Genomic DNA, 26,505 nt, shown 5'->3' on the forward strand with positions numbered 1-26,505 from the left:
CGCCGCCGCATGATGGGCGCCGGAAAGCAGGAAACGCAGGACGTTGTTGTTCTCGGTTGTTCTCGATTTCTCGGAAGGTGCGAAAGCATGAGGGTTGATGCGCTGGAGCGCACTGCCGTGAAGCCGGATTCCGACGGCCTGACGGGAGTGCGGCTGCACACACGGATGCCGGTCACACCGGCCTGGCTCGCCCGGTACGTCGTACCGGTCGCCCGCGCGCTGAACGAGGCGGGCGCTCCCGCCGTCCAGTTGCGCCGCGGGTGGCTCCACGGACCGCACGTCGACATACTCGCCCGGGACGCCACCGGCATCCCCGGCGGCGGCCCCGACTGGGACGCGGTCGCACGGGGCCTGACGGCCGGCCCGCTCGACCCGCCCCGGGCCCTCACCGAGGAGACCTACCTCGGCCAGGCCCGCGAGTTCGGGCGCCTCGAAGCCGTCCAGCCGCCCTACCTGCCGCTGCGCGAGCACGGCGCCGTCGAGCGGATCGAGCCCGGCGGCCGGGACGGCGCCGCCGCCCGCGACCCGCGCCTCGACCGCTTCCGCGCCGTCGTGCACGGAGCCCTCACCCCCGCCCTGCTCCGGACCGTCGACGACCTCGCGGGCGTGCCCGGCTCCGGCACCCTCCGGCTCGCCGAGGCCTTCGTGGCGCTCGCCGACACCCACACCCTCGGCCTCGGATACGGCGTCTTCTCGCCGCGCTCCCACGTCGAGGCCTTCCTTGCCTGGGCCGCGCCCACCAAGGACGTACGGCCCGTCTTCGCCCGGCGCCTCGCCGAGGACGCGCCCGCGCTGCGCCGGGTCGTCGAGGAGCGGCTGAGCGGCGAGGTCTCCGCGACCGCCGCCGCCTGGCGCACCGGACTCGCCTACGGCGCCGGGGCGCTGGAGAGCGCGGTCGCCGCCGGCACCCTCACCCTCGACCTCCTCGACGGCGCCACCGCCGGGCTCGACCGCTCCGAGATGGGCCCGCCCGGAGCGACCACGGTCGTCCCGCGCGGGGAGCAGCCCGACAGCGACTTCCACCGGACGGTCGGCGAGGCCGGAGTGACCTCCGCCCCGTCCCCGTGGTTCGCCTCCTTCCGCCTCCTGACGAACCTCTTCTACGAGCAGCTTCCGCTGCTCACCGTCTCCCCGATGCAGCGCTACTACACCTGCTTCGCCGTCGCCGAGACCGTCGACGAGGTCCTCGGCGTCTCCTGGCGGGAGCGCATCGCCGCGAACACCCCCGCCGGAAACGCGAGTTCCGCCGCCCCCGCCCCGAGCGCCGCTCCGGGCACCGCCCCCGAGGGAGCCCTTCGATGACCGCCCCCGTGATCGGCACCCCGACGCAGACGCGCGGGGCCGGGCCGACGGCACCGGCGGACGTGACGCCGCAGCGGCCCACGCCCGTGTCCGCGCCGACGCCCACGCCCGTGCCCGCGCCGATCCCGCCCGCCACCGCCGCCGCGACCACCCCCGCCGCCCCGGCGGCCACCCCCGTCCCCGAGCCCCTCTGGTTCCTGCGGGTCAACCCGCTGCGCCGCGCCCGGCTCGCCGACGCCGAGCTGCGCCGCCTGCTCGTCCTCGTCACCGCCGCCGAGCAGGACCTCGCCACCGCGTCCGCCGCCGCCTCCGACGAGCTGTACGAGAAGATCGGCGTCGCGGCCGACGAAGCGGAACGGCGCGAACTGATCGCCCTGCGGCGGTCCGTGCACAACGGCCGCGCCCCCAAGCAGCCCCCCGCCCAGGCCGGTCCCGCGACCGCGGCCTGGCTGCGGGCCCGCGAGGAACGCGACCGGATCCGTGCGGAACTCGTCGCCGGCTACCCCGACGCGGCCGACCGCGAGCGCGGCGTCCTCGCCGGCCTCCTCGGCGACCCCGACCTGCTGCGCTCCCTCGCGCTCGTCGCACCCGAGGTCCACCAGGAGGCCGAGCGCTACCGCGCCGCCGTCCGCGCACCCGGCCGGCTCACCTCCAAGTCCCGCAAGTCCGAACGCGGCCTCATCCAGTACGTCACCCGCGCCATGGTCCGTACGAGCCCGCTCGCCCGCTTCACCGCCGTCGGGATCGCCGAGCCCGACCCGGCCGCCCCCGGCCCCGACGAGGCCGGGTTCCCCGGCGCGACCGCCTTCCCCGGGCTCGACCGCGTGATGCTCAACTACGTCGTCGGCGGCCTGCCCGACCCCTCGGACCGGGCGGTCGAGGAGCTGTGGATCGGACTCCCGCCCACCTCCGCACCCGACCCGGCGGCCGGAAAGCTGTTCTTCCTCAAGCCCTCGCCCGAGGGCATGCGCCGCGCCGCCGTCTCCCTCGACGGCCCGGCCGGCGACCTCCTCGACGCCGTGGGCATGGGGCCCCGCCCCTTCCCGTCCGTCGTCGCCCATGTCGCCGAGCGCTCCGGCTGCACCCCGGAGGCCGCCGGCCGCAAGGTCCGCGGGGCCGTCGAACAGGGCCTGCTCTGCACCTTCCACGAGGCCGAGGACGGCTCCGCCGACTACGAGGCCCTGCTCTCCCCGGACGACCCGCGCCCCCTGACCCGGGAACTCACCGACCGCGTCAAGGCCGGACTGCCCGCCTTCACCGCCGCGCCCGCCGCCGAACGCGGCGCCGCCCTCGCCGAGTTGCGCGGCGCCCTCGGCGAACTCAGCCACGCCGCCGGCCGCCCCGCGCACGTCACGGTCGAGGAGGACTACGTGATGCCGCCGCTCAAGGTGGCCACGGAACCCTGGAAGGAGTCCCTGAAGGACCTCGGCCCGGCCGTCGAACTCCTCACCGTCTTCGACTGGCTGCACGACGTCCGGGTCCTCATGACCGCCGCGTTCGTCGAGCGCTTCGGCCCCGGGGCCAACGTCCCGCTCGCCGCGAACGCCCCCTTCGTCGTCGGCGAGGTCTCCCGCCGCGCCGCCGCCATGGCCGCCGTCTACGGACCCGACGGCCCCGGCGACCCGGCCGCGCTGAAGGGCATCGGCCCCGCCGACGGCTCCCTGGAACGCATCTACGAGCTCCGCCGCGAGGTCACCGAAGCCGTCCACGCCCTCATCGGGCAGGCCGTCGAGCGCGGCGACGACACCCTCCGCATCAGCCCGGAGCAGGTCGCCGGACTCACCGGCGAACTCCCCGAGCGCTTCCGCCGCGACCCGCTGATCTACGGCGTCCTCCTCCAGCGCGGCGACGGCCACCTGGTCCTCAACGACGGCCTGCCCGGCCACGGCATGCTCTACGCCCGCTTCCTGGAGGCCGACCGGCGCCTCGGCGGCCGTGCGCTGCCCCGCCTCGCCGAGCACGTCGCCCGGGTGTACGGCCACGACGGCGCCCGCGTCACCGAGGACCTGGGCCTGCACCGCCTCAACGTCAACGCCCACACACCGATCCTCCCCGGCGGCCTCACCCCCGACGACTGGTTCGGCCTGCGGCTCGCCCACGACCCCGCGACCGACTCCCTGCGCGTCGAGGACGCCGACGGCGCCCCGCTGCGGGTCCTGCCGCTCGGCACCGGCCACCCCGGCCTCTTCCCGCCGCCGCTCTCCGTCGCCTCCGGGCTCGCCATCAGCGGCCGGCTCTTCAACGCCCTCCCCAACAGCTGGCACGCCGCCACCCCCTGGGACAGGGCCGTCACCCGCACCGCACCCCGCATGGCCGTCGGCGACGTGCTCATCGGCCGCCGCCGCTGGTACGGGGGAGAGGAACTCGGCGCGGCCCTGGCCGCGGGACCCGAGGAGCACGACCGCCTCCTCGCCCTCAACGCCTGGCGGGCCGCCCACGGCGTCCCCGAGGAGGTCGTCGTCAAGACGGTCCCCGAGGACGAGGGCCCGCTCTCCGTCGGCGCCCCCGACATCCAGTCCAAGCGGCTCCAGCAGAAGCCCCAGTACGTCGACCTGAGCAGCGCGCTCGGCGTCCGCGTATTGCCCCGGATGCTGGAACGGCGCGGCGCCGACACCGGCGGCAGCTATCTGGAGGAGGCGCTGCCCGGCGTCGTCGACGGCACCCACGCCACCGAGTGGGTCGTCGAGGTCGGCCGCACCGCCGGCGGCCGCTTCACCTACCACCCCACGACCGAGAGGGAGGAGCGATGACGACGCCCGCAACCGCGGCGGCCCTCAGGACGCGCCCCGACCTGCACTACGCACCCGTCCCCGGCGGGGTCTACTTCAGCGGCGCCCGCGCCCGGTTCGTGCTGCGCGGCTCCGAGGTCCTGCACGCCGTCGCCCAGGGGTGCGTCCCGCTCCTCGCCGACGGCACCGACGAGGACGCCCTCGTCGCCGGGATCGGCACCGAACGCGCCCGCCCCGCCGTCCGCCTCCTCGTCGACAAGCTCCGCGAGAACGGACTGCTCCTCGACCCGGCCGCGCACACCGCGCCCGAACCGCCCGCCGCCGTACGGGAACGGCACGCCGAGTCCCTCGCCCGCCTCGAAGGCCTCCTCGACGACCCCTACGGGGCGTTCGCCCGGCTCCGCGCCGCGACCGTCCTCGTCACGGGACCCGCCACCGCGACCGGACCCGCCGTGCGCGGACTGCGCCGGGCGGGCGTCGGCACCGTCCTCACCGGCGCGGACGCCCCGGCCGGCACCCCGGACGCCGTCCTCGACATCCGCGAGGACGACGGGACGCCCCCGGTCACCGCCTGGCTCGTCGTCCCCGTGCTGCTCGGCGGCGCGGACGTCACCCTCGTCGGACCCGCCCTCACGGCACCCGGACACCCGGCCGTCCGGGCCGCGTTCCGCGACCGGGCCCGCCGCTGGGCCGCCGCCGAGGCCACCGCGCCCGCGCCCCGCCCCCTGGCGGACGCGCTCGCCGGAGCCCTCGGCGCCCAGCTGCTCGTCGACACCCTGACCGGGATCGCCGCCACCGGCGAGGCCCACGTCGTGCACGGGACGGACCTGGTCTCCGACCCGGTCACCGTCGAGGGAACCCACCAGGCGGCCGCGACCGGCCGGCCGGGCTCCCTCCCCGAGGGCCCCTCCGTCCTCGCCGCCGCGCCCGCCGACCCCCGCCCCGAGCCGGACGAGGCGCGCGAGAGCGCCGCCCCGCTCGCCGCGCGCTGGACCGGACCGCTCGCCCTCACCGAGGGCGCCGACCTCCCCCAGATGCCGCTCGCCCTGCGCGCCGCCGAACTCCGTACCGGCGGCCGCCCCACGACCACGGTCCTCGCCTGGGCCGCTCACCAGGAGACCGCCACCGCGGCGGTCACCCTGGCGGCCCTGCGGTCCCTCATCCCCGGGGCTCCCACCCCGGCGGCCGGTCCGCACGCCCGCATCCCCGGGGCTCCCACCCCGGCGGCAGGGCTCACCAGGGAACACTGGCTCCTCGACGGCGCACTGCGCCTGCTCGCCGAGGAGACCGCCCCCCTGCCGGCGAAGACCGCCACCCCGCACGTGCCGCCCGCGGCCCTCCCGGCGGGCGCTCCCGCCGCGGCCGCGGGCGGCGGGGCGTGCGGGGCCCTCGACCCGGAGGGCCTGCGGATCCTCGCCGGTCTCCGGGCCCTCCTTCCGCGGGAGCCCGAGGTACGCCTGCACGGCGTGCCCGGACTCCACTGGCTCCTCGCCGAGGTGACCGCCGACGGCGTCTCCCTCGGCCGCGCCTGGGGCGCCGACGCGGCCGAGGCCGCCCGGAACGCCCTGTGCACCGCACTCGCCCGCACCCAGACCGCCGACGGGGCCGGAGCCGTCGACCCGCTCTCCACCGACGCCCTGCTCCTCGCCGACCGCGCCGCCCTGGACGCCCTCCGCGCCGGGCTGGCCGACCGCGCCGTCACCTACCGGGGCGAGGCCGTCCGCCACGACCCGGTGCTCGGCGAGCTCCCCTTCTGGTACGGCCCCGTGGAGGCCCACGATGCCCACTGACACCCTCGCCCCCACGCTCGCGCGGGGCCCCGGGCTCGACGCCCGCCCCGCCGACGAGGCCTGGGACTCCGCGTTCGACGGGCTCGCCGGCCTCCTCCCCGAGGGCTCCGTCGCCGTCGACCGCGGCTGGCACCTCGACTGGGAGCGGGACCGGCTCGCCGAGGCCGTCGCCGCCGGCCGCCCCCACCTCTCCGTACGCCTGCGCGGCGACGAGGTCCTCGTCGGACCCCTCTGGCGGCCCGGCACGGACGCGGGCTGCGCCGGCTGCGCCGAGGTCCGCGAGCGCACCGTCCCCGACCACCCGCTGGCCGGCGACCTCCGCCACGCGACCGCCGCCCCTGGACCCGGCGCGCCGCTCCTCCCCGAACTGCTCCGGGCGACCCTGGAGCACCTGGTGAGGCGGCCGCTCGGGCCCGGCGAACTCTTCTCGGTCTCGCCGCGCGGCCTGCGCCGCCACCGGATCGCCCGCAGCTTCCACTGCCCGCTCTGCGGACCGGCGTACGAGCGGCTCGACGGCACCGGGACCCCGGCGCCGCTCGCGCTGACCGACCGGCCCGCCTTCCCCGACGACCCGACCCGCACGGCCGCGAGCCGGCTCGTCGAGCGCGGGGTCCTCCAGGACCGCCTGGTCGACGGCCGGTTCGGACCGGTCCGTGCGCTGCTGCGCGAGTCGCGCGCCCCGTTCGCGATGAGCATGGCCGTCGTGCCGGACGCCCCCGCGATGGGCCACGGCCGCGCCCGCACCTTCGCCGAGACCGGACCCGTGGCGATCCTGGAGGCGTACGAGCGCCTCGCCGGCTTCCCGTACGACATCCCGGTCCTCACCGGCCGGTCCTACGCGGAGGTGGCCGACCGGGCCGTCGACCCGGCCGGGCTCGGGCAGTACACCGCCGAGCAGCTCGCCCACCCCACCAGCCGGGCCACGCCGTTCGACGCGGACACCCCGATGGACTGGGTCTGGGGCCACGACCTGGCCGACGGCCGCCCCCTGCTGGTCCCCGCCGACCACGCCTTCTACCAGTACGAGTACAACCACCGGCGGGACCGCAGGGCCGCCCGCGCCGCCGGGACGCCCGGCCGCAAGCACTACTTCTACGAGTCGTCCAGCGGCTGCGCCGTCGGCGCCAACCTCGAAGAGGCCGCCCTGCACTCGCTGTTCGAGCTGGCGGAACGGGACGCGTTCCTGCTCTCCTGGCACCGGGCGGCCCCCCTGCCGGTCATCCCGAACTCCTCGCTCACCGACCCCACCAGCCGGGCCATGATCGAGCTGATGGAGTCGCGCGGATTCGACGTGCACCTCCTCGTCGCCACCCAGGACATCGGCCTGCCCGTCGTCTGGGTCCTCGCGGTGAACCGGCTCGACCCCTTCCCCGCCACCTTCTCCTCGGCCGGCTCCGGCGCCGACCCGCAGTCCGCGATCCGCGGCGCCCTGCGCGAGGTCGCCCAGCTCGTCACCAACCCCGTCGACTGGACCCGCGAGGACGTCGAGCCGATGGTGGCGGACCCCTGGCTGGTCCAGGAGCTGGAGGACCACGTCCGCTTCTCCTCGCTGCCCGAGACCGCCGCCCGCGCCACCGCCGCGCTCGGCGGGCCCCGGGTCACCCTCGACGAGGCCTTCCCCGACTGGCCCGGCCGGATGGACCGGGGCTCCGGCGGCGACGTGCGCGGCGCCCTGGACTTCGTCCGCGGACTCTTCGCGGGGGCCGGACTCGACCGGATCGTCCTGGTCGACCAGACCAGCCGCGAACACGCCGACGCGGGCATCCACGTGGCCCGCGCGGTCGTCCCCGGCATCCTCCCGATGTGCTTCGGCCACGCCCAGCAGCGGCTGGCCGGGCTGCCCCGGCTCACCGCCGCGCTGCGCGGCACCGGGCAGGACCGCCGGGCGCTGCCCCTCGACCCCCACCCGTTCCCGTGACGGCGCCGACGGCCCCGCGCGCGGCGGACGCCACCGGGGTTCCGCCCCGGCGCGGCCCCGTCGACCTGCCGGGGCCCGAGGGCGACAACAGCATCGCCCGCGAACCCCTCTGGTACGCGTACGGGGCCGGGGACGACGCCCCGGAGGCGCCCCCGTGGACCTGGGTGCCGCAGCCCCCGCCCGACACGCACGTCCCGCCCCCGCCACCGCGCGGGGGCGGCCCGCGCGAACCCCTGCCGCTCGGCACCCACGACCGGCTCGCGGCGCTTCCGTTCCCCGCCCTGCCACCCCGAGGGGAGTCGGCCGAACCGGCCGGGGAGCGGCTCGGCCGCGCCCTGGTGACCGCCTTCGGCCCACAGCGCCGTGAGCCGGAGAACCCCTACAACGACCACCGGCCGTACGCCTCGCCGCGCTGCCTCTTCCCCGTCCACGCCTTCGTGGACGGGGGCGCGGGCCTGCCGTGGCGGCTCCTCGAACCGGACCGGCACGCCCTCACCGGCACCCCGGACGCGCCCGCCCGCAACGTCGTGCTCACCGGCCGGTACACCAGCGTGCCGCCCGCCTACCAGTGGTTCCGCGGCTCGCTCATCGCGATCGAACTCGGCTTCACGCTGCGGGCGTTGAGCCTCGGCCTGGAACTCCTCGACGTGCCCGCCAGGCTGCGTCTCCCCGGCCCGGACGCCCACGCCCTGCTGCCCGCCCTGGGCCTCGACGACGCCTGGGCCTGGTCCCTGCCGTTCGTCGTGGAGCTGGACGGGGAGGGTACGAGCCCCCCGGGCGGAACACCCGTACGGGCGGCCCCGCCCGGCGCCCCCGCCCCGGAGCCACCCGCCCGCCTCACCCGGGACGACCCCGCCCTCGCCGAACTGATCCGCGTCAACCGCGAGCAGACGTACGGCGGTCCGCCCACCCCGCTCACCACCGCCGTCCCGACGGGCCTCGGCCCCTCGGCGACCGTGCCCGACTGGGCCGAGCTGCTGTGGCGCCGCCACTCCGGACGCATGCCGCGCGCCCTGCACGGCATGACCGGCCGCCGCCGCACCGTGCCCGCCGAAGCCCTCGACAGCGCCGCCCGCTGGCTCTCCGTACCCCCGCCCGGCGCCGAAATCGCCGCCGCCTTCGACGCGTTGAAGGTCACCGCGGTCGTCCAGGGCGTCGAAGGGCGGACCGACGGCGTCCACCGGCTCCGGGCCGGGGACGCGCACCTGCTGCGCGCCGACCCGACCGCCCCCGAACGCCTGGAGGAGCGGTACGGCTACGGCGTCTCGCCCGTCAACGGCTGCGGCATCCGCGACGCCTCGCTCACCGTGTTCCTCACGGTGCGGACCCGGGAACTCTTCGAGCGCCTCGGGACCGCCGGCTGGGGAGCCGTCCAGCACGCCGCCGGCTGGGCCGCGCACGGGCTCTGCCTGTCCGCCGCCGCGTCCGGCCTCTTCGCCCGCCCCGTGCGGGCCTTCCAGGAGATCCCCACCCAGCGCGTCCTCGGCCTGGACCTCGACGAGATGATCCTCCTGTCCGTGGTCGTGGGAGTACCGCAGGACACCGGCGGCGCGCTGCTCGACCTCAGACTCTGAAGGAGCGTCCCCGTGACCCCGACCCCGACACCCGCACCGCGGCGGACCGCATGGACCGCCTGGCACCTCCACCTCGGGACGACGGCCCGGTCGGCACACGACCGGGTCGTCACCGATGTCATCGGCCCCACGGTCCGCGAACTCGCCCCCGGCACCCCGTGGTTCTTCATCCGCTACTGGCAGTCGGGACCGCATCTGCGGCTCCGCGTGGGCGACCTCGACGCCGGGGCACGCGCGCGCGTCGAAGCCGCCCTCACCGCCCGCCTCGCCGTCGCCGGCGCGCCCGCCCCGGGCGAGGAACCCCTCGACCCCGCCGCCTACCGCAGCGGGGCCGAACGGCTGGCCGCCGCCGGGGAGACCGGCGAGAACACCTCCGTGAAGGCCCTGCTGCCGCCCGGCGTCCACCCGGCCGTCTACGAACCGGAGACCGACCGCTACGGCGGCCCGGCCCTGATGCCCGCCGCCGAGTCCCTCTTCACCCTCTCCAGCGCCCTCGTCCTCGCCGCCCTGCCCGAGGTCACCGGCGAACGGCGGCGCGCCCTGCTCGCCCTGCGCGGCACCGTCGCGGTCGCCGCCGCCCTCGGCGACCCGGCGGAGCGCGCGTACTACTACGCCCACGGCCTCGGCGCCTGGCGCGCCTGGGCCGCCGAGGCAGGCCACCCGGCCGCACTCCTCGACACGATCACCCGGGTCGAGGGCGCGGTGACCCTCGACCCGGGCGCCCACGGCCCCTTCACCGGCTGGCACGGCCGGCTCACCGCCCACGCCGCCGAGATCCGCGCGCACTCCGCGGCCCACCCCGGCATGGTCCTCTTCTCGCACGCGCACATGCTCCACAACCGGCTCGGCCTGAGCCTCCTGGAGGAGCTGCGCACGTACGCGGTGCTGGCCCACGCCTTCCCCGTACCGCCGGGGACGCCCGTCCCGCCCGGCGCCCCCGTCCCGCAGCACGCCTGACCGCAGCCCCCCCCCACGGGGATCGCGAAAGGCCCGGCCGGTTTCCCGGTCGGGCCTTTTCGTGGTGCGCGCCCGCTACTCGGGGCGCGGGTCCCAGCGGAAGCTGCGGACCGCGATCAGGGCGCCGACGACGCCCCAGGCGGCGAGGACCGCGAGGTCGCGCCACTGGAAGCCGCCCTGGGTGAACAGCGCCAGCATCGCGTCGTTGAACGGCTTCACCGGCAGCAGACCCGCGATCGTGTTCAGCAGCTCCGCGTGGATCGGGAAGTAGCTGCCCGAGATGAAGACCAGCGGGAACTGGATGAACTGCACGACGGCCGGAGCCGCCTCGGAGTTCTTGATCAGCGAGGCCACGCCGACGCCGAGCGCGCAGAAGCTGGCCGCGCCCAGCACCAGGGTCAGCAGCACCGCGCCCCAGTTCGTCGGCAGGTCGACGCCGTAGAGCGCGCCGATGCCGAAGACCAGGGCGACGTCGACGATGCTGACGACGACGCAGTGCACGAGCAGGCCCGCGAAGTACACCCAGGCCGGCAGCGGTGTGGCGTGCAGCCGCTTCAGGATGCCGGTCTGCCGGCGCATCGCGAGCACGATCGCCAACTGGCCGTAGCAGGCGCCGAGTACGGACACGGCGGCGATCACCGGCGTGTAGTACTGCATGCCGGTGAGACCGAAGAAGAAGTCCTCGCCCTGGCTGCCGCTGAACACGGCGCCGAAGATGCCGATGATCACGATCGGCAGGACGAAGGTGAAGACCATCGACTGCGGGTTGCGCCAGAACGACAGCTGCTCGTAGCGGATCTGGTGGCCGAGCAGGGCCAAGGCGCTCCGCTCGCCCGGGGCGTCCGCGCGCGCGGACGGCACCTCGGGGGCGGTGTCCGTGGTCGGGGGGATCAGGGTGGTCATGAGCGGCTCCGTCCGGGTCGGCGGCCTCGCCCCGCGGGCGCCTTGCGCTCCCGCGCGGACGACGGCGAGGAGGCTTCCTGCTGTACGTACTCGCTGGTCAGGCTCAGATAGATGTCCTCCAGGGTGGGCTGCTCGACGGTCAGCCGGTCGAGCGGCGTGCCCCGGTCGAGCGCCCAGCCGGTCAGCCGGTGCAGCGCGGCCGTCGGCTCGGTCGTCTCGGCCGTCACCAGGCCGTCCTCCACATCGCTCACCTGGAGGGGTACGTCGGCGAGCGCGGCGCCGGTCGGCAGCGCGAAGCGGATCCGGGTCCGGGCGCTGTCGCGGCCCCCGAGCGTCTCCGGGGTGCCCGAGGCGACGATCCGGCCCTCGGCGATGACCACGACCGAGTCGGCCAGGGCCTGCGCCTCGTCCATGTAGTGGGTGGTCAGGACGATGGTCGTGCCGGCGTCGCGCAGATTGCGCACCACGTCCCAGGCGCCGCGGCGCGCGTTCGGGTCGAAGCCGGTGGTGGGCTCGTCCAGGAACAGCAGCTTCGGCCGGCCGACGACGCCGAGCGCCAGGTCGAGCCGGCGCTTCTGGCCGCCGGACAGGTCCTTGACCTTGGCGCCCTTTTTCTCGTCCAGGCCGACGAGGTCGAGGAGTTCGTCGACGTTCCGCGGGTCCGGGTAGTAGCCGGCGTTGCGCGCCACGGTCTCCCGCACCGACAGGTACGGCTCGACGGCGATGTCCTGGAGCACCAGACCGATCCGGCTCCGCAGCCACTGGCCGTCGGCCTTGACGCCCGGGTCGCGGCCGAGGACGTCGACGCGACCGCCGTCGCGGTCGCGGAAGCCCTCCAGGATCTCCAGGGTGGTGGTCTTGCCCGCGCCGTTCGGCCCGAGCAGGGCGAAGATCTCGCCCTCGGCGACGGTGAAGTCGACGCCGCGCACGGCCTCGTGGTCGCCGTACCGCTTCTGCAGGCCTTCCACGGCCACCGCGGCGGTCACCGCGGTCCCTCGGCTCGTGTCACTGTGTGCCTCCCGGCTGGTGGTGGGACGTCGTGGGGTCGTCGCCCGCGGACTCCCGGGCGGCGCCTCGACGTTAGGCGCGGGGGAGCCGCCGGGAACGGCCGCGGACCTGCGGCGGTGACGGACGTCATGGAAGCCGCGACAGTTGTCAGCGCGGGCCGTGACCCGCGTTGCCGGGGGCCGGTGGGCCCGCCCATGCTCGGGGTGCGGCGGACGGCCGGGCTGCGGGAGACCGCGGCCGGTGACGCCGGAGTGCCGACACAGCAGCGACGCGGAAGGCGGTCTCAAGGTGCGGTTCGGGGATCTGGACGAGTGGGGAGCGGGGGAGCGGCCGCACGTCTCGGTGGTCGGCGCCGGCATCGGCGGCCTGACGCTGGCCGGCGCGCTGTCCTCCAGGGGCGTCCCGTACACGGTGTACGAACAGACGCGGCGGCTCGCGGAGGTGGGGGCGGGGGTCCAGCTCTCGCCCAACGCGGTCCGGCCGCTGCTGCGGCTCGGCCTCGGCCCGGTCCTGCGCGAGCGGGCGGTGGCGATCGAGGCCATGGAGGTACGGGGCTGGAGCGGGCGGCCGATTGCCCGGACGCCGCTGGGCGCGGAGTGCGAGCGGATGTTCGGCGCCCCGTACTACGCGGTGCACCGGGCGCACCTCCACGACGCGCTGCTCACGCTGGTCGAGCCCGGCGCCCTCAAGCTGGGCGAGCGGCTGAGCGAAGCCCGCGAGACGACGGAAGGCCCCGAGGGCGTCCGGCTGGCCTTCGAGGACGGCACGGTCCGCGGCGCGGAGCTCGTGGTCGGCGCCGACGGCATCCACTCCACGGTCCGCGAGGCCTTCCGGCGCGACGAGCCCGAGTTCGCCGGGCTCGGCATCTACCGGGGCCTGGTGCCGATGGACCGGCTGCCGGACGCGGCCCGCGCGCCTCTGGTGCGCCTCTGGCTCGGTCCGGGCGGGCACTTCGTGTGCTATCCGGTCGCGGCGGGGGAGTACCTGAGCTTCGCGGCGACGGTGCCGATGGACCGCTCCCCGGGCGAGTCCTGGTCGGCGCCGGGCGACCCGGAGGCGCTGCGGCGGGTCTTCGGCGGCTGGACCGGGCTGGTCGCGGACGTCGTCGGGGCCGTGGAGACGACCCTCCAGTGGGCGCTGCACGACCGTCCGCCGCTCGACGTCTGGTCCTCCCGCCGGACGACGCTGCTCGGCGACGCGGCGCACCCGATGCTGCCGTTCATGGCGCAGGGCGCGAACCAGGCGGTCGAGGACGCGATGGACCTGGCGGCCTGTCTGGCCGATCCGGCGGCGGCGACGACCGGGGCCCGGCTCGACCGCTACCAGGCGCTGCGGATTCCCCGTACGGCGGAGATCCAGCGCGGCTCGCGCGGAAACGCGGGCATCCTGCACCTCCCCGACGGCCCGGCCCAGCGCCGCCGGGACGCCCGCATGGCGGTCCACGCCTCGCTGCGCGACCGGGCGATGCTGTACGCCCATGAGACGGGCCGCAGCGTGGTGCCGACGCCGGTGTGACGAGAAGGGCCCGGTCCCCGCGGCAGCCGCCGCCCGGACCGGGCCCTTCACATGAACAAACGGTTCAGCACTCGATGATGTTCACCGCGAGCCCGCCGCGCGCGGTCTCCTTGTACTTGACGCTCATGTCGGCGCCCGTCTCCTTCATGGTCTTGATGACCTTGTCGAGGGAGACCAGGTGGCTGCCGTCGCCGCGCATCGACATCTTCGCCGCCGTGACGGCCTTGACCGCCGCCATGCCGTTGCGCTCGATGCAGGGGATCTGGACCAGGCCGCCGACCGGGTCGCAGGTCAGGCCCAGGTTGTGCTCCATGCCGATCTCGGCCGCGTTCTCCACCTGCTCCGGGGAGCCGCCGAGGACCTCGGCGAGCGCGCCCGCCGCCATCGAGCAGGCCGAGCCGACCTCGCCCTGGCAGCCGACCTCGGCGCCGGAGATCGAGGCGTTCTCCTTGAAGAGCATGCCGACCGCGCCGGCCGCGAGCATGAAGCGGACGATGCCGTCCTCGTCCGCGCCGGGCACGAAGTTCATGTAGTAGTGCAGGACGGCGGGGATGATGCCGGCCGCGCCGTTCGTCGGGGCGGTGACCACCCGGCCGCCCGCCGCGTTCTCCTCGTTCACGGCCATCGCGTAGAGCGTGATCCACTCCATGGAGTGCGCCGCCGGGTCGCCCTCGGAGCGGAGCTTGCGCGCGGAGTTCGCGGCGCGCCTGCGGACCTTCAGACCGCCCGGCAGGATGCCCTCGCGGGACATGCCGCGGGAGACGCAGGCCTGCATGACCCGCCAGATCTCCAGGAGGCCGGCCCGGATCTCGTCCTCGGTGCGCCAGGCCTTCTCGTTCTCCAGCATCAGCGAGGAGATCGAGAGACCGGTCTCCTTGGCGAGCCGGAGCAGCTCGTCGCCGGTGCGGAAGGGGTACTTCAGGACGGTGTCGTCGGGGACGATCGGGTTCTCGCCCGCGACGGCGTCCTCGTCGACGACGAAGCCGCCGCCCACCGAGTAGTACGTCTTCTCCAGGACGAGGCCGCCCTCGGCGTCGTACGCGAAGATCGTCATCCCGTTGGCGTGGTACGGGAGCGCCTTGCGCCGGTGCAGGATCAGGTCGGCGTCGAAGTCGAAGGGGATCTCGTGCGCACCGAGCAGGTTGATCACACCGCTCGACTTGATCCGCTCGACCTCGTCGTCGGCGGTCTCGACGTTCACCGTGCGGGGCGAGCTGCCCTCCAGGCCGAGCAGGACCGCCTTGGGGGTGCCGTGGCCGTGGCCGGTCGCGCCGAGGGAGCCGTACAGCTCCGCCCGGACCTTCGCGGTGTGCGCGAGCAGGCCCTCGTTCTTCAGGCGCCGGGCGAACATCCGGGCCGCGCGCATCGGTCCCACCGTGTGGGAGCTCGACGGGCCGATGCCGATCGAGAACAGGTCGAAGACCGAGATGGCCACGGAGGACTCCTTGTGGGGGCTAGACGCCGTTGTCTGCCGGGGTGGAGCAGAAAAGCGTGGAGAAGAGCGTGAAGACATGGGGTGGGGCACCGCGCTCACTGTCCAGTGTGCGCGGTGCCCCGATGTTCCGTGCGAACGAACCCCGGAACAAAAGCGTACGAAATGACTACAGGCCGGGGTACAGCGGGTGCTTGTCGGCCAGCGCGGTCACCCGGGCCTTGAGGGACTCGGCCTTCGCCGCGTCGAAGCCGGGCTTCAGGGTCTCCGCGATGATGTCGGCGACCTCGGTGAAGTCCTCGGTGCCGAAGCCGCGGGTCGCGAGCGCCGGCGTACCGATGCGCAGACCCGAGGTGACCATCGGCGGGCGCGGGTCGTTCGGAACGGCGTTCCGGTTGACCGTGATGCCGACCTCGTGGAGACGGTCCTCGGCCTGCTGGCCGTCCAGCTCGGAGTTCCGCAGGTCCACCAGGACCAGGTGCACGTCCGTGCCGCCGGACAGGACGGAGACACCGTGCTCGGTGACGTCGTCCCGGACCAGGCGCTCGGCCAGCAGACGGGCGCCGTCCAGGGTGCGCTGCTGGCGCTCCTTGAACTCCTCCGAGGCCGCGACCTTGAAGGAGACGGCCTTGGCCGCGATCACGTGCTCCAGCGGGCCGCCCTGGAAACCGGGGAAGACCGAGGAGTTCAGCTTCTTGGCGAACTCCTTCTTCGCCAGGATGATGCCGCCGCGGGGGCCGCCGAGCGTCTTGTGCGTGGTGGAGGTCACCACGTCCGCGTACTCGACCGGGTTCGGGTGCAGACCGGCGGCGACCAGGCCCGCGAAGTGGGCCATGTCGACCCACAGGTAGGCCTCGACCTCGTCGGCGATCCGGCGGAACTCGGCGAAGTCCAGCTGACGCGGGTAGGCGGACCAGCCCGCGATGATCACCTTCGGGCGGTGCTCCTTGGCGAGGCGCTCGACCTCGGCCATGTCGACCAGGCCGGCCTCGTCCACGTGGTACGCGACCACGTCGAACTGCTTGCCCGAGAAGTTCAGGCGCATGCCGTGGGTGAGGTGGCCGCCGTGCGCCAGGTCCAGACCCAGGATCGTGTCGCCGGGCTGGGCGATGGCGAACAGCGCCGCCTGGTTCGCGGAGGCGCCGGAGTGGGGCTGGACGTTGGCGTACTCGGCGCCGAACAGGTCCTTGATCCGGTCGATCGCGATCTGCTCGGCCACGTCGACGTGCTCGCAGCCGCCGTAGTAGCGGCGGCCCGGGTAGCCCTCGGCGTACTTGTTGGTGAGGACGGAGCCCTGCGCCTCCATGACGGCGACCGGAGCGAAGTTCTCCGAGGCGATCATCTCGAGGGTGGACTGCTGACGGCGGAGCTCGGCGTCGACCGCGGCGGCGACGTCGGGGTCCAGCTCGTGGAGGGGAGTGTTCAGAAGCGACATGAATCGATCCCTAGGGGGTCTCGGGCCTGGTCTCAGCCGGCGGAGAACGCGGTGTACTCGTCGGCGGAGAGCAGCTCGTCCGGCTCGCCCGCGACACGTACCTTGAAGAGCCAGCCACCCTCGAACGGAGCCGTGTTCACCAGCGACGGGTCGTCCACCACGTCCTGGTTGGCCTCGACGACCTCACCGGTGACGGGGGAGTACAGGTCGCTCACGGACTTCGTCGACTCCAGCTCGCCACAGGTCTCGCCCGCGGTGACGGTGGAGCCGACCTCGGGGAGCTGGGCGTAGACGACGTCACCGAGCGCGTTGGCCGCGAACTCCGTGATGCCGACGGTCGCGACGCCCTCCGCGGCGTCCGACAGCCACTCGTGCTCCTTGGTGTAGCGCAGCTGCTGGGGGTTGCTCATGGCCTGATTCTCCTGGATCGGGGGAGTACTGATGAACGTGGGTCTTACGGGGTGAGACGCGAAGTGAGACGGATACGTCACTTCTGGCGCTTGTAGAACGGCAGCGCCACGACCTCGTAGGGCTCGTGGGTGCCGCGGATGTCCACACCGACACCGGTCGTCCCGGGCGTGGCGTGGGCCGCGTCCACGTACGCGATGGCGATCGGCTTGCCGAGCGTCGGGGACGGGGCGCCGGAGGTGACCTCGCCGATCACCACGCCGTCCTTGACCACGGAGAAACCGGCGCGCGGGACGCGGCGGCCCTCGGCGATCAGGCCGACGAGCTTGCGCGGCGGGGCGGTCTCGGCACGCTCGGCGGCCTTCTCCAGCGCCTCGCGGCCGACGAAGCGGCCCTCGTTCGTCGTCTTCTCGAACTTCACGACCCGGCCGAGGCCCGCGTCGAAGGGGGTGAGGGCGGTCGTCAGCTCGTGGCCGTACAGCGGCATGCCCGCCTCCAGGCGGAGCGTGTCACGGCAGGACAGACCGCAGGGGATCAGGCCGACCGGGGCGCCCGCCTCGGTCAGCGCCTTCCAGACGCCCTCGGCGTGCTCGGGCTTCAGGAACAGCTCGAAGCCGTCCTCGCCGGTGTAGCCGGTACGGGCGATCAGCGCGGGCACGCCCGCGACGGTGCCCGGCAGGCCGGCGTAGTACTTCAGGCCGTCCAGGTCGGCGTCGGTGAGCGACTTCAGGATGCCGGGGGACTCGGGGCCCTGGACGGCGATCAGGGCGTAGGCGTCGCGGTCGTCGCGGACCTCGGCCTCGAAGCCCGTCGAGCGGGCGACCAGCGCGTCCAGGACGATCTGGGCGTTGGAGGCGTTGGCGACGACCATGTACTCGGTCTCGCCCAGGCGGTAGACGATCAGGTCGTCGAGGATGCCGCCGTCCTCCTGGCAGATCATCGTGTAGCGGGCGCGGCCGACGCCCACCGTCGAGATGTTGCCGACCAGGGCGTGGTCGAGGAGCTCGACGGCCTGCGGCCCGGTGACGGTGATCTCACCCATGTGCGAGAGGTCGAAGAGGCCGGCCTTGGTGCGGACGGCGACGTGCTCGTCGCGCTCACTGGCGTACCGCAGCGGCATGTCCCAGCCCGCGAAGTCGGTCATGGTCGCGCCCAGCGAACGATGCAGGGCATCGAGGGCGGTCAGACGGGGGGCAGTGCTCATGGGTGGCTCCCGGGTCCCAAGGGCGTGATCGGTGACGAACACATGACGGCGAGGACGTCCTCCCCATCTGTCATGGAACCTGAGAGGTTCACCGAGAGCATCTCGTCACCGAGAGATCGGCTTGCACCTTGGGTGGGGACACTGCAGGGGTGTCCCGCTTTTCAGATCTGCCTCATCCGCGCGGTACGGGGCCTGAGAGATTCAAGGGAGGGTCTTGCTCCTTCGGCGCCCGGACGCGCTGTGCGGTCCGGAACTCTCCCGCGCGGATTCGAGCGGCCGGTATGCGATTGTGCGGCGACTGTGCGCGCCTGGCGCGCACATCATTGCACGCGGGCCCGGCGGGGCAAATCGCTTGTGTCTCATTACTGTTTCTTTACACTTCTTGGGCAAGGGTCTCCTGAGGCCCGGCAGGGGGGAGAAGCGATGAGGTTCCAGCAGACCGGCGCATACGCTCCGAGTGCGGGCATACCGTCCCAGCGGGCCCGCGCCAGGACCCGCGGCCGGGGCCGCCTCCTGCGGGACCTGCGCGAGCGCGGCGGCCGCGGTCCCCGCGCCCTCACCTTCGCCGCCGGCGACGTCGTCGTCGTCTCCGGCCTGCCCGGCAGCGGCAAGTCCACCCTGATGAAGCGCGCCGCCGACGGCGCCGGCATCGACTCCCAGGACGCCCGCGAGCGCTGGGAGGCCCGAATGCCCCGCCTCCTGCCGTACGCCCTCTACCGCCCCCTCGTCCGGCTCGCCCACTACGCCGGACTGCGCCGCGCCCTGCGCTCCGGCGCCGGGGTGATCGTCCACGACTGCGGCACCCAGTCCTGGGTGCGGGGCTGGCTCGCCCGCGAGGCCCGCCGCCGCGGCCGGGCCCTCCACCTGCTGCTCCTCGACGTCACCCCGGACACCGCCCGGGACGGCCAGCGCGCCCGCGGCCGGGGCGTCTCCGCCTACGCCATGGCACGGCACCGGCGGGCCGTCACCCGGCTCGTCCGGGACGCCGAGTCCGGCCGCCTGCCGCACGGCTGCGCCTCCGCCACCCTGCTCGACCGGGACGCGGCGGACGCCCTGCGGAGGATCGGCTTCCGGGAGGCCGCCTGACGGGCACCCCCGGGCCCCGGGGGAGGCCGCCCGACGGGCACCCCCGCCCTCCGCGCCCCCGCGTTCCGTACCCTTTGGGCCACACCGTCACCGGGGCGGCGTTAGGGTGCTGCCGGGCGGCCGGTGCGGCAGGCCGTGCGAGAAGGGGAAACGGGACCGTGGACGTGACGTGGCCGGGCAACGAGCTCGAAGAGGTTCTTGCCGCCTCACTCGGCAACCCGGCGGCCGGCGGCCGACTGGTCGAGGTGCTCGGCCGCAGCCCCGTCTGGGTGCCCCTGCCCAACGGCGGCAGCACCGACAGCGCCGACCTCGACCTCCCCACCCTGGAGATCGACGGCGCGGCCTACGTCCCCGTCTTCAGCTCCGAGCAGCAGTTCCTCGCCTGCGTCGGCGGCCACATGTCCTTCACCGTCGCCCCCGCCCGCGACTTCGCCCGCGGCCTGCCCCCGCAGCTCGGCATCGCCGTGAACCCCGGCGGCACCGTCGGCGTCCCGCTCCCCCCGCCCGCCGTCGTCGAACTCTGCCGCGCCGGACGCACCCCGCTCGACGGCCCCGCGAGCGGCGGCCGGGTCCGCCTCTTCGAGCCCGACTGGCAGGACGACCCCGTCGACTTCCTCGCCGCGGCCGCCGCCGAGTTCGAGGCCACCGGCGTCGTCGTCACCGCCCGCCGCGCCCTCGCCAGTGTCGAGGGCACCGAACCCGCCCTCTTCGTCGGCGTCCAGCTCTCCGCCTGGGACGGCATCGACCGCAACGCCCCCCTGGACGCCCTCGGCCGCGCCCTCGGCCGGGTCGAGGTGGCCTGGCCGGTCAACCTCATCCTGCTCGACATGGCGCAGGACCCGGTCGGCGACTGGATGCTGGAGCGGGTACGCCCCTTCTACCAGCGCGCCGCCGGGTGACCGGCCCCCTGCTTAAGCTGAACTGAACCGGTAGCTGGACAGACGTGGTGGACGAAAGAGGGGCGGGACCCAGGGTGAGCGCGTCAGGCACCGCTGCGACCGATCAGGTCGAGCACACGCTGCGCCAGGTGGCACCCGGACGCTACGACGCGTACGAGCAGTTGCTGCACGCCCTCGCGGACGGCGAACTCCGGATGCTGCTCTGGCACGGCTCGTCCGGCACAGCGGACGCCCAGTACGGGAACATGGAGGTCGACGGCTTCGGCTACGCGCCCTGCGTCACCTCCGACCGGGAGCTCGCGGCCTCCGGCTGGAACCGCGCCCACGAGCTGGTCACCGGCCGTGAGATCGCCCGCGCCCTCTACCCCGACCGCTGGGGCGTCTGGCTGAACCCGCACGCCCCCGGCGGCGGCGTCGGCATCCCGTGGCCCGACCTGCGCCGGATCGCCACCGGCCTCGACCGGATGCCCGCGGGCCCGCTGCGGGTCACCGACCCCACCCTGGAGCTCCCGCAGTTCTACGCCCTGCTCACGCAGAACGCGCACCGCACCCCGGCCGTCCGGGCCCTGCGCCGCGGCTGGGTGCAGCCCGCGCTCGGCTCCCCGTACCTCGTCATCGGTCTCGACCTGTACGACACCTCCACCGCCGCCGTCGACACGGTCCGCGCGATGATGCGCCAGTCGATCGGCGCCGTGCCCGACGGGCTGCCCGTCTCCACGGTCGCCCTCTCCGACGCGTACGACCCGGTGGCCCTCTGGATGCGGGCCAACGGACGCCCCTTCTACGACCGCGAGGCGCACGCCGGACGCGGCTCCGCGCCCGTCCCCGGATATGGCTACCCGCCACCTGCCCCGTCCGGATACTGAGACGCCCCTCGTCCGTCCTCCCGTCCCACCGGCCTCCGGAGTCCGCTCCGGAGGCTTTCCTTCGCCCCAATTCGGACCCCCGAACGCCCAGTTGAGCGACATGTCCGATTGGGGAGAAGAGCGACCGAGATGGTCCGCTCACGTGATCACGACGTCCGGATAACGGAAGTCGCAGCACCGCATCACGTTTGAGCAAACATTCCTCGTCAGGGCTGGCGGGTGATCGCAAGCGCATTGAAGACTCCCCGGAACACCGGGCGTTCAGCTCCTTTTCGAGCACATGCCCAGCAGGTTGTTCCACCGAGCCGCTACCCGCGGCGGGCAAGGGCCGGCTACCGGCGGCCGAGAGGGGTCCTCACCACGATGACGGCACCACTGCACGACACGAGTGCGGGCGAGCCGACCTCCGTCGTCGCCGCGCCCGACGCACCCGGCACGCCGGACGGATCCGGCACCACCGCCAAGGCGATCGAGGGCCGCTCGCCCTGGAAGATCGCCTGGACCCGCCTCAAGCGCGACAAGCTCGCCCTCGCGGGCGCCTTCGTCGTCCTCTTCCTCGTCCTGGTCGCGCTCTGCGCCCCGCTCATCGTCGGACTCCTCGGCCACCCGCCGGACGAGTTCCACGAGGACCAGATCGACCCGCTCTTCGGCACCCCGATCGGCTCCTGGGGCGGCGTCAGCTCCGACTTCCTCTTCGGCGTCGAGCCCGTCAACGGCCGCGACGTCTTCAGCCGCATCGTCTACGGCGCCCGGATCTCGCTGCTCGTCGCCTTCCTCGCGGCGGTCTTCGCCGTCGTCCTCGGCACGGTCCTCGGCATCATCGCGGGCTACTTCGGCGGCTGGATCGACGCGGCCCTCAGCCGCGTCATGGACGTGATGCTCGCCTTCCCGCAGCTGCTCTTCACGATCGCCCTGGTCTCCGTCCTGCCGAACCAGCTCCTCGGCCTCGACGGCTCGGGCGTCCGCATCGCCGCCCTGGTCCTGGTCATCGGCTTCTTCGGCTGGCCCTACGTCGGCCGCATCGTCCGCGGCCAGACCCTCTCGCTGCGCAACCGCGAGTACGTGGAGGCCGCCCAGAGCCTCGGCGCCGGCCGCCTCTACATCCTCCGCCGTGAGCTGCTCCCGAACCTGATCGCCCCGATCACGGTCTACGCGACGCTCATGATCCCCACCAACATCCTCACCGAAGCGGCGCTCAGCTTCCTCGGCGCGGGTGTGAAGCCCCCGACGGCCTCCTGGGGACAGATGCTGTCGACCGCCATCACCACCTACGAGTCGGACCCCCTGTTCATGGTGATCCCCGGCCTCGCGATCTTCATCACCGTCCTGGCGTTCAACCTCTTCGGCGACGGCGTGCGTGACGCGCTCGACCCGAAGGGCTCCCGCTGACCGTTCGCCCGACGACCCGCTAGACCCGCCCCTGCCGCTGGCGACAGGAGGCCCTTCCCAATCGGCGCGCCGTACCCGGCCGCCACTACCCGGAGGTTGCGAGACCCATGACTCTGATGAGCTCTCAGAGGCGCAGAATCGCCGCGGGCGCGCTGCTCGCGGCGGCCACGATGGTCGTCACCACCGCCTGCGGCGGCGACAGCGGCGGCGGCGACAAGGGCAAGGGCGGTGCGCCCGGCTTCAACGCCGGTGTGAACAAGGTCGCCAACGCCTCCGACAAGAAGGGCGGCGAGCTGAAGTTCATCGGCTCGCAGGAGGCCGACTCGTGGGACCCGCAGCGCGGCTACTACGGCTTCGTCTGGGACTTCCAGCGCTACTACACGCGCCAGCTGGTCACCTTCAAGTCGGAGCCGGGCGCCGCCTCCACCGAGCTCGTCCCGGACCTCGCCACCGATGCCGGCAAGGTCTCGCCCGACGGCCTCACCTACACCTTCACGCTGAAGGACGGGGTGACCTGGGAGGACGGCAAGCCGATCACCTCCAAGGACATCAAGTACGGCATCGAGCGCATCTGGGCCCAGGACGTCATCTCCGGCGGCCCGATCTACCTGCAGCAGGTCCTCGACCCCAAGAACGAGTACAAGGGTCCCTACAAGGACACCTCCGCGGACAAGCTCGGCCTCAAGGCGATCGAGACCCCGGACGACAAGACCATCGTCTTCAAGCTGCCGGTCGCCAACGGTGACTTCCTGCAGATGCTGGCCATGCCGGCCGCCTCCCCGGTCCGCCAGGACAAGGACACCAAGGCCAAGTACGGCCAGAACGTGTTCTCCTCGGGCCCGTACAAGTGGGAGTCGTACACCCCCAACAAGTCCATGAAGCTCGTCCGCAACGACAAGTGGGACGCCAAGACGGACACCATCCGCAAGGCGCTCCCGGACAAGATCAGCGTCACGTTCACCACGAACGCCGACGACATGGACAACCGTCTGATCGAGGGCGAGTACGACCTCGACATCAACGCGACGGGCGTCGGCGCCTCCGCCCGCCAGAAGGTGCTCCAGCAGCACAAGGGCAACGTCGACAACCCGCAGACGGGCTTCATCCGTTACGCGGTCTTCCCGCAGACGGTCATCCCCAACATCGAGTGCCGCAAGGCCATCATCTACGCGGCCGACTCGAAGTCCCTGCAGACCGCCCGCGGCGGCCCGCAGGCCGGTGGCGACATCGCCTCCAACATGCTGCCGCCGGCGATCAAGGGTGCCGACCCGAAGGCCGACCCGTACGGCAAGCTCACGGGCGCCCCGGACCTCGCCAAGGCGCGGGAGGCGCTCGCGAAGTGCGGCAAGCCGAAGGGCTTCAAGACCACGATCGCGGTCCGCAACAACAAGAAGATCGAGATCGCGACCGCCGAGTCCCTCCAGCAGTCGCTGAAGGCCGTCGGCATCGACGCCCAGATCGACCAGTTCGACGGCGCCCAGACCTCCGGCATCATCGGTTCGCCGAAGGTCGTCAAGGAGAAGGGCTACGGCATCATCATCATGGGCTGGGGCGCCGACTTCCCGACCGGCCAGGGCTTCCTCCAGCCGCTGGTCGACGGCCGCTTCATCCTGCAGAGCGGTAACAACAACTTCTCGGAGCTGAACGACAAGGCCGTCAACGGCCTGTTCGACCAGGCGCTGAAGGAGACCGACCCGGCCAAGGCCGGCGATCTCTACAAGCAGATCAACACGAAGGTCTCGGAGGCCGCGGTCTACCTGCCCTTCACCCACGAGAAGAACATCATCTGGCGCAGCTCCCGGCTGACCAACGTCTACACGGCCGACGCCTACAACGGCCGCTACGACTACGCGTCGCTCGGCGTCGTCAAGTAATCCGACCCGCTTCACCGGCGCACCACCCGCCGCCAGGTCCGAAGGGCAGGTGATGGCCGTTGGCGGCGGCCGGGGGACCCGATCGGGTCCCCCGGCCGCCGGCCGGCCGACCGCATGCTTGCATACATAGTCCGACGGCTCTTCGCAGTCGTCGTGATGCTGCTCGTCGTCACCCTGGTGACGCTCAGCATCTTCTTCCTCATCCCCAAGATGACCGGCAGCGACCCTGCCGCGATGTTCGTCGGCAAGCAGGCGGATCCGGCTTCCATCGAGGCCGTCCGGCAGAAGCTGGGCCTGGACGAGCCGATCCTGGTGCAGTTCTGGAACTTCGTCTCCGGCATCTTCGTCGGGCGCGACTACACCGGCGGCGGCGACACGATCCACTGTGCGGCGCCCTGCTTCGGCTACTCGTTCCGCACCGAGCAGGACGTCTCGGTGATGCTGGTCGACGCCTTCCCGGTCACCCTCTCGATGGTCATCGGCGCCGCGGCGCTGTGGCTCGTCCTGGGCGTGTCCACGGGTGTCGTCTCCGCGCTCAAGCGGGGCACGATCATCGACCGCGCGGCGATGATCACCGCGCTCGCCGGTGTCTCGCTGCCCATCTTCTTCACCGCCATGCTGGCGATGCTGGTCTTCCGTACCCAGCTGGGCTGGCTCAACGCCTCGTACGTACCGATCACCGAGTCCTTCGGCGGCTGGTTCGGCGGGCTGCTGCTGCCCTGGGTGACCCTCGCCTTCCTGTACGCGGCGATGTACGCGCGGCTCACCCGCGCCACCATGCTGGAGGTCCTCGGCGAGGACTACATCCGCACCGCACGGGCCAAGGGCCTCCCGGAGCCGGTCGTGCTCGGCAAGCACGCCATGCGCTCGACCATGACCCCCATCCTGACCATCTTCGGCATGGACCTCGGCGCCCTCGTCGGCGGCGCGATCCTGACCGAGACGGCGTTCAGCCTCCACGGCCTCGGCGGCCTCGCCATCAGGGGCGTGAGCGAGCGTGACCTGCCGCTGATCCTGGCGGTCACCCTCATCACCGCGGCCTGCGTCGTCATCGCCAACCTCGTCGTGGACCTGCTGTACGCCGTGATCGACCCCCGAGTGAGGCTCGCATGACGGACAAGCTGACGAAGACCGGCGCGGCGGTCGGGGAGCCCGTCGCCACCGGGTCCGCGCCCTCCGAAGCCTTCCTCGACGTACGCGACCTGAAGATCCACTTCCCGACCGACGACGGTCTGGTCAAGTCGGTCGACGGTCTCAGCTTCCAGCTGGAGAAGGGCAAGACCCTCGGCATCGTGGGCGAGTCCGGCTCCGGCAAGTCGGTGACCTCGCTCGGCATCATGGGCCTCCACACCGTCGGCCAGTACGGCCGGCAGAAGGCCCGCATCTCCGGCGAGATCTGGCTGAACGGGCGCGAGCTGCTCACGGCCGACCCCGACGAGGTCCGCCGGATGCGCGGCCGCGACATGGCCATGATCTTCCAGGACCCGCTGTCCGCGATGCACCCGTACTACACGGTCGGCCACCAGATCGTGGAGGCGTACCGCGTCCACCACCCCGTGGACAAGAAGACCGCGCGCAGGCGGGCCGTCGAACTCCTCGACCGGGTCGGCATCCCCGAGCCCGCCAAGCGGTTCGACAACTACCCGCACGAGTTCTCCGGCGGCATGCGCCAGCGCGCGATGATCGCCATGGCGCTCGTCAACAACCCCGCGCTGCTCATCGCCGACGAGCCGACCACGGCGCTCGACGTGACCGTGCAGGCCCAGATCCTCGACCTGATGCGGGACCTCCAGAAGGAGTTCGGCTCCGCGGTCGTCATCATCACCCACGACCTCGGCGTCGTCGCCGAGCTCGCCGACGACATCCTCGTGATGTACGGCGGGCGCTGCGTCGAGCGCGGACCGGCCGAATCCGTCTTCTACGAGCCGCAGCACCCCTACACCTGGGGCCTGCTCGGCTCGATGCCGAGGATCGACCGCGACCAGACCGAGCGGCTCATCCCGGTCAAGGGCAACCCGCCGAGCCTCATCAACATCCCGAGCGGCTGCGCCTTCAACCCCCGCTGCCCGTACGCGGACGTCCCCAAGGGCGGCGTCACGCGCACCGTGCGGCCGGAGCTGGAGCCGGCCGGGGACCGCCACTTCTCGGCGTGCCACATGCCGCAGGAGGAGCGGACCCGCATCTGGACCGAAGAGATTGCGCCGAAACTGTGAGCG

The 26,505-nt window shown here is 73.4% G+C and carries 20 protein-coding genes and 1 riboswitch; of the genes, 14 read left to right on the forward strand and 6 right to left on the reverse strand.

Annotated features, from left to right (window positions below; translation table 11 throughout):
- The first annotated feature begins 87 nt into the window (after positions 1-87).
- The 6 genes from ASD33_RS30490 to ASD33_RS30515 are packed head-to-tail and all read left to right on the forward strand — an operon-like array spanning position 88 to position 10,270.
- Positions 88-1,302, forward strand: a complete 1,215-nt coding sequence (locus tag ASD33_RS30490) for a hypothetical protein (RefSeq protein ID WP_242426942.1) — start codon at positions 88-90, stop codon at positions 1,300-1,302.
- Positions 1,299-4,052 (forward strand): lantibiotic dehydratase, encoded by a 2,754-nt coding sequence (locus ASD33_RS36860; RefSeq protein WP_079045100.1) that lies wholly within the window; start codon positions 1,299-1,301, stop codon positions 4,050-4,052. The genes ASD33_RS30490 and ASD33_RS36860 overlap by 4 nt, the downstream gene beginning before the upstream one ends.
- Positions 4,049-5,821, forward strand: a complete 1,773-nt coding sequence (locus ASD33_RS30500) for a hypothetical protein (protein WP_056567794.1) — start codon at positions 4,049-4,051, stop codon at positions 5,819-5,821. Before ASD33_RS36860 ends, ASD33_RS30500 begins: the two co-directional genes overlap by 4 nt.
- Positions 5,811-7,739: a TOMM precursor leader peptide-binding protein gene (locus ASD33_RS36865; protein ID WP_056567797.1), complete on the forward strand. Its 1,929-nt coding sequence runs from the start codon at positions 5,811-5,813 to the stop codon at positions 7,737-7,739. Before ASD33_RS30500 ends, ASD33_RS36865 begins: the two co-directional genes overlap by 11 nt.
- Positions 7,736-9,313, forward strand: coding sequence for a hypothetical protein (locus ASD33_RS30510; RefSeq protein ID WP_056567800.1), 1,578 nt, complete (start codon positions 7,736-7,738; stop codon positions 9,311-9,313). The genes ASD33_RS36865 and ASD33_RS30510 overlap by 4 nt, the downstream gene beginning before the upstream one ends.
- 12 nt (positions 9,314-9,325) lie before the next feature.
- Positions 9,326-10,270 (forward strand): thiopeptide-type bacteriocin biosynthesis protein, encoded by a 945-nt coding sequence (locus ASD33_RS30515; RefSeq protein ID WP_056567803.1) that lies wholly within the window; start codon positions 9,326-9,328, stop codon positions 10,268-10,270.
- Between the two features lie 75 nt (positions 10,271-10,345).
- Here the strand turns inward: ASD33_RS30515 and ASD33_RS30520 are convergent, their stop codons facing one another.
- Together ASD33_RS30520 and ASD33_RS30525 are read right to left on the reverse strand one after the other, a co-directional pair.
- On the reverse strand, positions 10,346-11,173 hold the full coding sequence (locus tag ASD33_RS30520) for an ABC transporter permease (RefSeq protein WP_056567805.1): 828 nt from the start codon (positions 11,171-11,173) through the stop codon (positions 10,346-10,348).
- Positions 11,170-12,159, reverse strand: a complete 990-nt coding sequence (locus ASD33_RS30525; RefSeq protein WP_056567808.1) for an ABC transporter ATP-binding protein — start codon at positions 12,157-12,159, stop codon at positions 11,170-11,172. Before ASD33_RS30525 ends, ASD33_RS30520 begins: the two co-directional genes overlap by 4 nt.
- Before the next feature lie 310 nt (positions 12,160-12,469).
- Here ASD33_RS30525 and ASD33_RS30530 point away from each other — a divergent pair, with 310 nt between their 5' ends.
- A complete protein-coding gene (locus tag ASD33_RS30530) occupies positions 12,470-13,696 on the forward strand; it encodes an FAD-dependent monooxygenase (RefSeq protein WP_056568185.1) in 1,227 nt (408 codons plus the stop codon).
- Positions 13,697-13,760: 64 nt separating this feature from the next.
- Here the strand turns inward: ASD33_RS30530 and ASD33_RS30535 are convergent, their stop codons facing one another.
- The 4 genes from ASD33_RS30535 to gcvT form a co-directional block, all read right to left on the reverse strand.
- Positions 13,761-15,131, reverse strand: coding sequence for an L-serine ammonia-lyase (locus tag ASD33_RS30535; RefSeq protein WP_056567811.1), 1,371 nt, complete (start codon positions 15,129-15,131; stop codon positions 13,761-13,763).
- Positions 15,132-15,297: 166 nt separating this feature from the next.
- Complete coding sequence (gene glyA / locus ASD33_RS30540; protein WP_056567814.1) at positions 15,298-16,563, reverse strand: serine hydroxymethyltransferase; 1,266 nt, start codon at positions 16,561-16,563, stop codon at positions 15,298-15,300.
- A gap of 32 nt (positions 16,564-16,595) precedes the next feature.
- Positions 16,596-16,973: a glycine cleavage system protein GcvH gene (gene gcvH, locus ASD33_RS30545; RefSeq protein WP_056567817.1), complete on the reverse strand. Its 378-nt coding sequence runs from the start codon at positions 16,971-16,973 to the stop codon at positions 16,596-16,598.
- 77 nt (positions 16,974-17,050) lie between these two features.
- On the reverse strand, positions 17,051-18,175 hold the full coding sequence (gcvT, locus tag ASD33_RS30550; protein ID WP_056567821.1) for a glycine cleavage system aminomethyltransferase GcvT: 1,125 nt from the start codon (positions 18,173-18,175) through the stop codon (positions 17,051-17,053).
- A 171-nt stretch (positions 18,176-18,346) separates the two neighbouring features.
- A riboswitch (glycine riboswitch) is annotated at positions 18,347-18,446 on the reverse strand.
- 152 nt (positions 18,447-18,598) lie between these two features.
- Between gcvT and ASD33_RS30555 the strand changes: the two genes are divergently transcribed.
- From ASD33_RS30555 to ASD33_RS30585, 7 genes are all read left to right on the forward strand, one after another.
- Positions 18,599-19,261 carry an AAA family ATPase gene (locus tag ASD33_RS30555; RefSeq protein ID WP_056567822.1) on the forward strand — a complete coding sequence of 221 codons (663 nt, stop codon included), beginning with the start codon at positions 18,599-18,601 and terminating at the stop codon, positions 19,259-19,261.
- A gap of 158 nt (positions 19,262-19,419) precedes the next feature.
- Positions 19,420-20,160 (forward strand): enhanced serine sensitivity protein SseB, encoded by a 741-nt coding sequence (locus tag ASD33_RS30560; RefSeq protein ID WP_056567825.1) that lies wholly within the window; start codon positions 19,420-19,422, stop codon positions 20,158-20,160.
- A gap of 74 nt (positions 20,161-20,234) precedes the next feature.
- Positions 20,235-21,026, forward strand: a complete 792-nt coding sequence (locus ASD33_RS30565) for an enhanced serine sensitivity protein SseB C-terminal domain-containing protein (protein WP_056567828.1) — start codon at positions 20,235-20,237, stop codon at positions 21,024-21,026.
- Positions 21,027-21,389: 363 nt separating this feature from the next.
- On the forward strand, positions 21,390-22,415 hold the full coding sequence (locus ASD33_RS30570; RefSeq protein WP_056567831.1) for an ABC transporter permease: 1,026 nt from the start codon (positions 21,390-21,392) through the stop codon (positions 22,413-22,415).
- A gap of 107 nt (positions 22,416-22,522) precedes the next feature.
- Entirely contained in the window at positions 22,523-24,289 is a 1,767-nt protein-coding gene (locus tag ASD33_RS30575; protein WP_056567834.1) for an ABC transporter substrate-binding protein, read from the forward strand.
- A 114-nt stretch (positions 24,290-24,403) separates the two neighbouring features.
- Positions 24,404-25,402, forward strand: coding sequence for an ABC transporter permease (locus ASD33_RS30580; protein ID WP_056567837.1), 999 nt, complete (start codon positions 24,404-24,406; stop codon positions 25,400-25,402).
- Positions 25,399-26,502 (forward strand): ABC transporter ATP-binding protein, encoded by a 1,104-nt coding sequence (locus ASD33_RS30585; RefSeq protein ID WP_056567840.1) that lies wholly within the window; start codon positions 25,399-25,401, stop codon positions 26,500-26,502. Before ASD33_RS30580 ends, ASD33_RS30585 begins: the two co-directional genes overlap by 4 nt.
- Positions 26,503-26,505 lie beyond the last annotated feature (3 nt).

Source organism: Streptomyces sp. Root1304, from assembly GCF_001426405.1.
Taxonomy (GTDB): Bacteria; Actinomycetota; Actinomycetes; order Streptomycetales; family Streptomycetaceae; genus Streptomyces.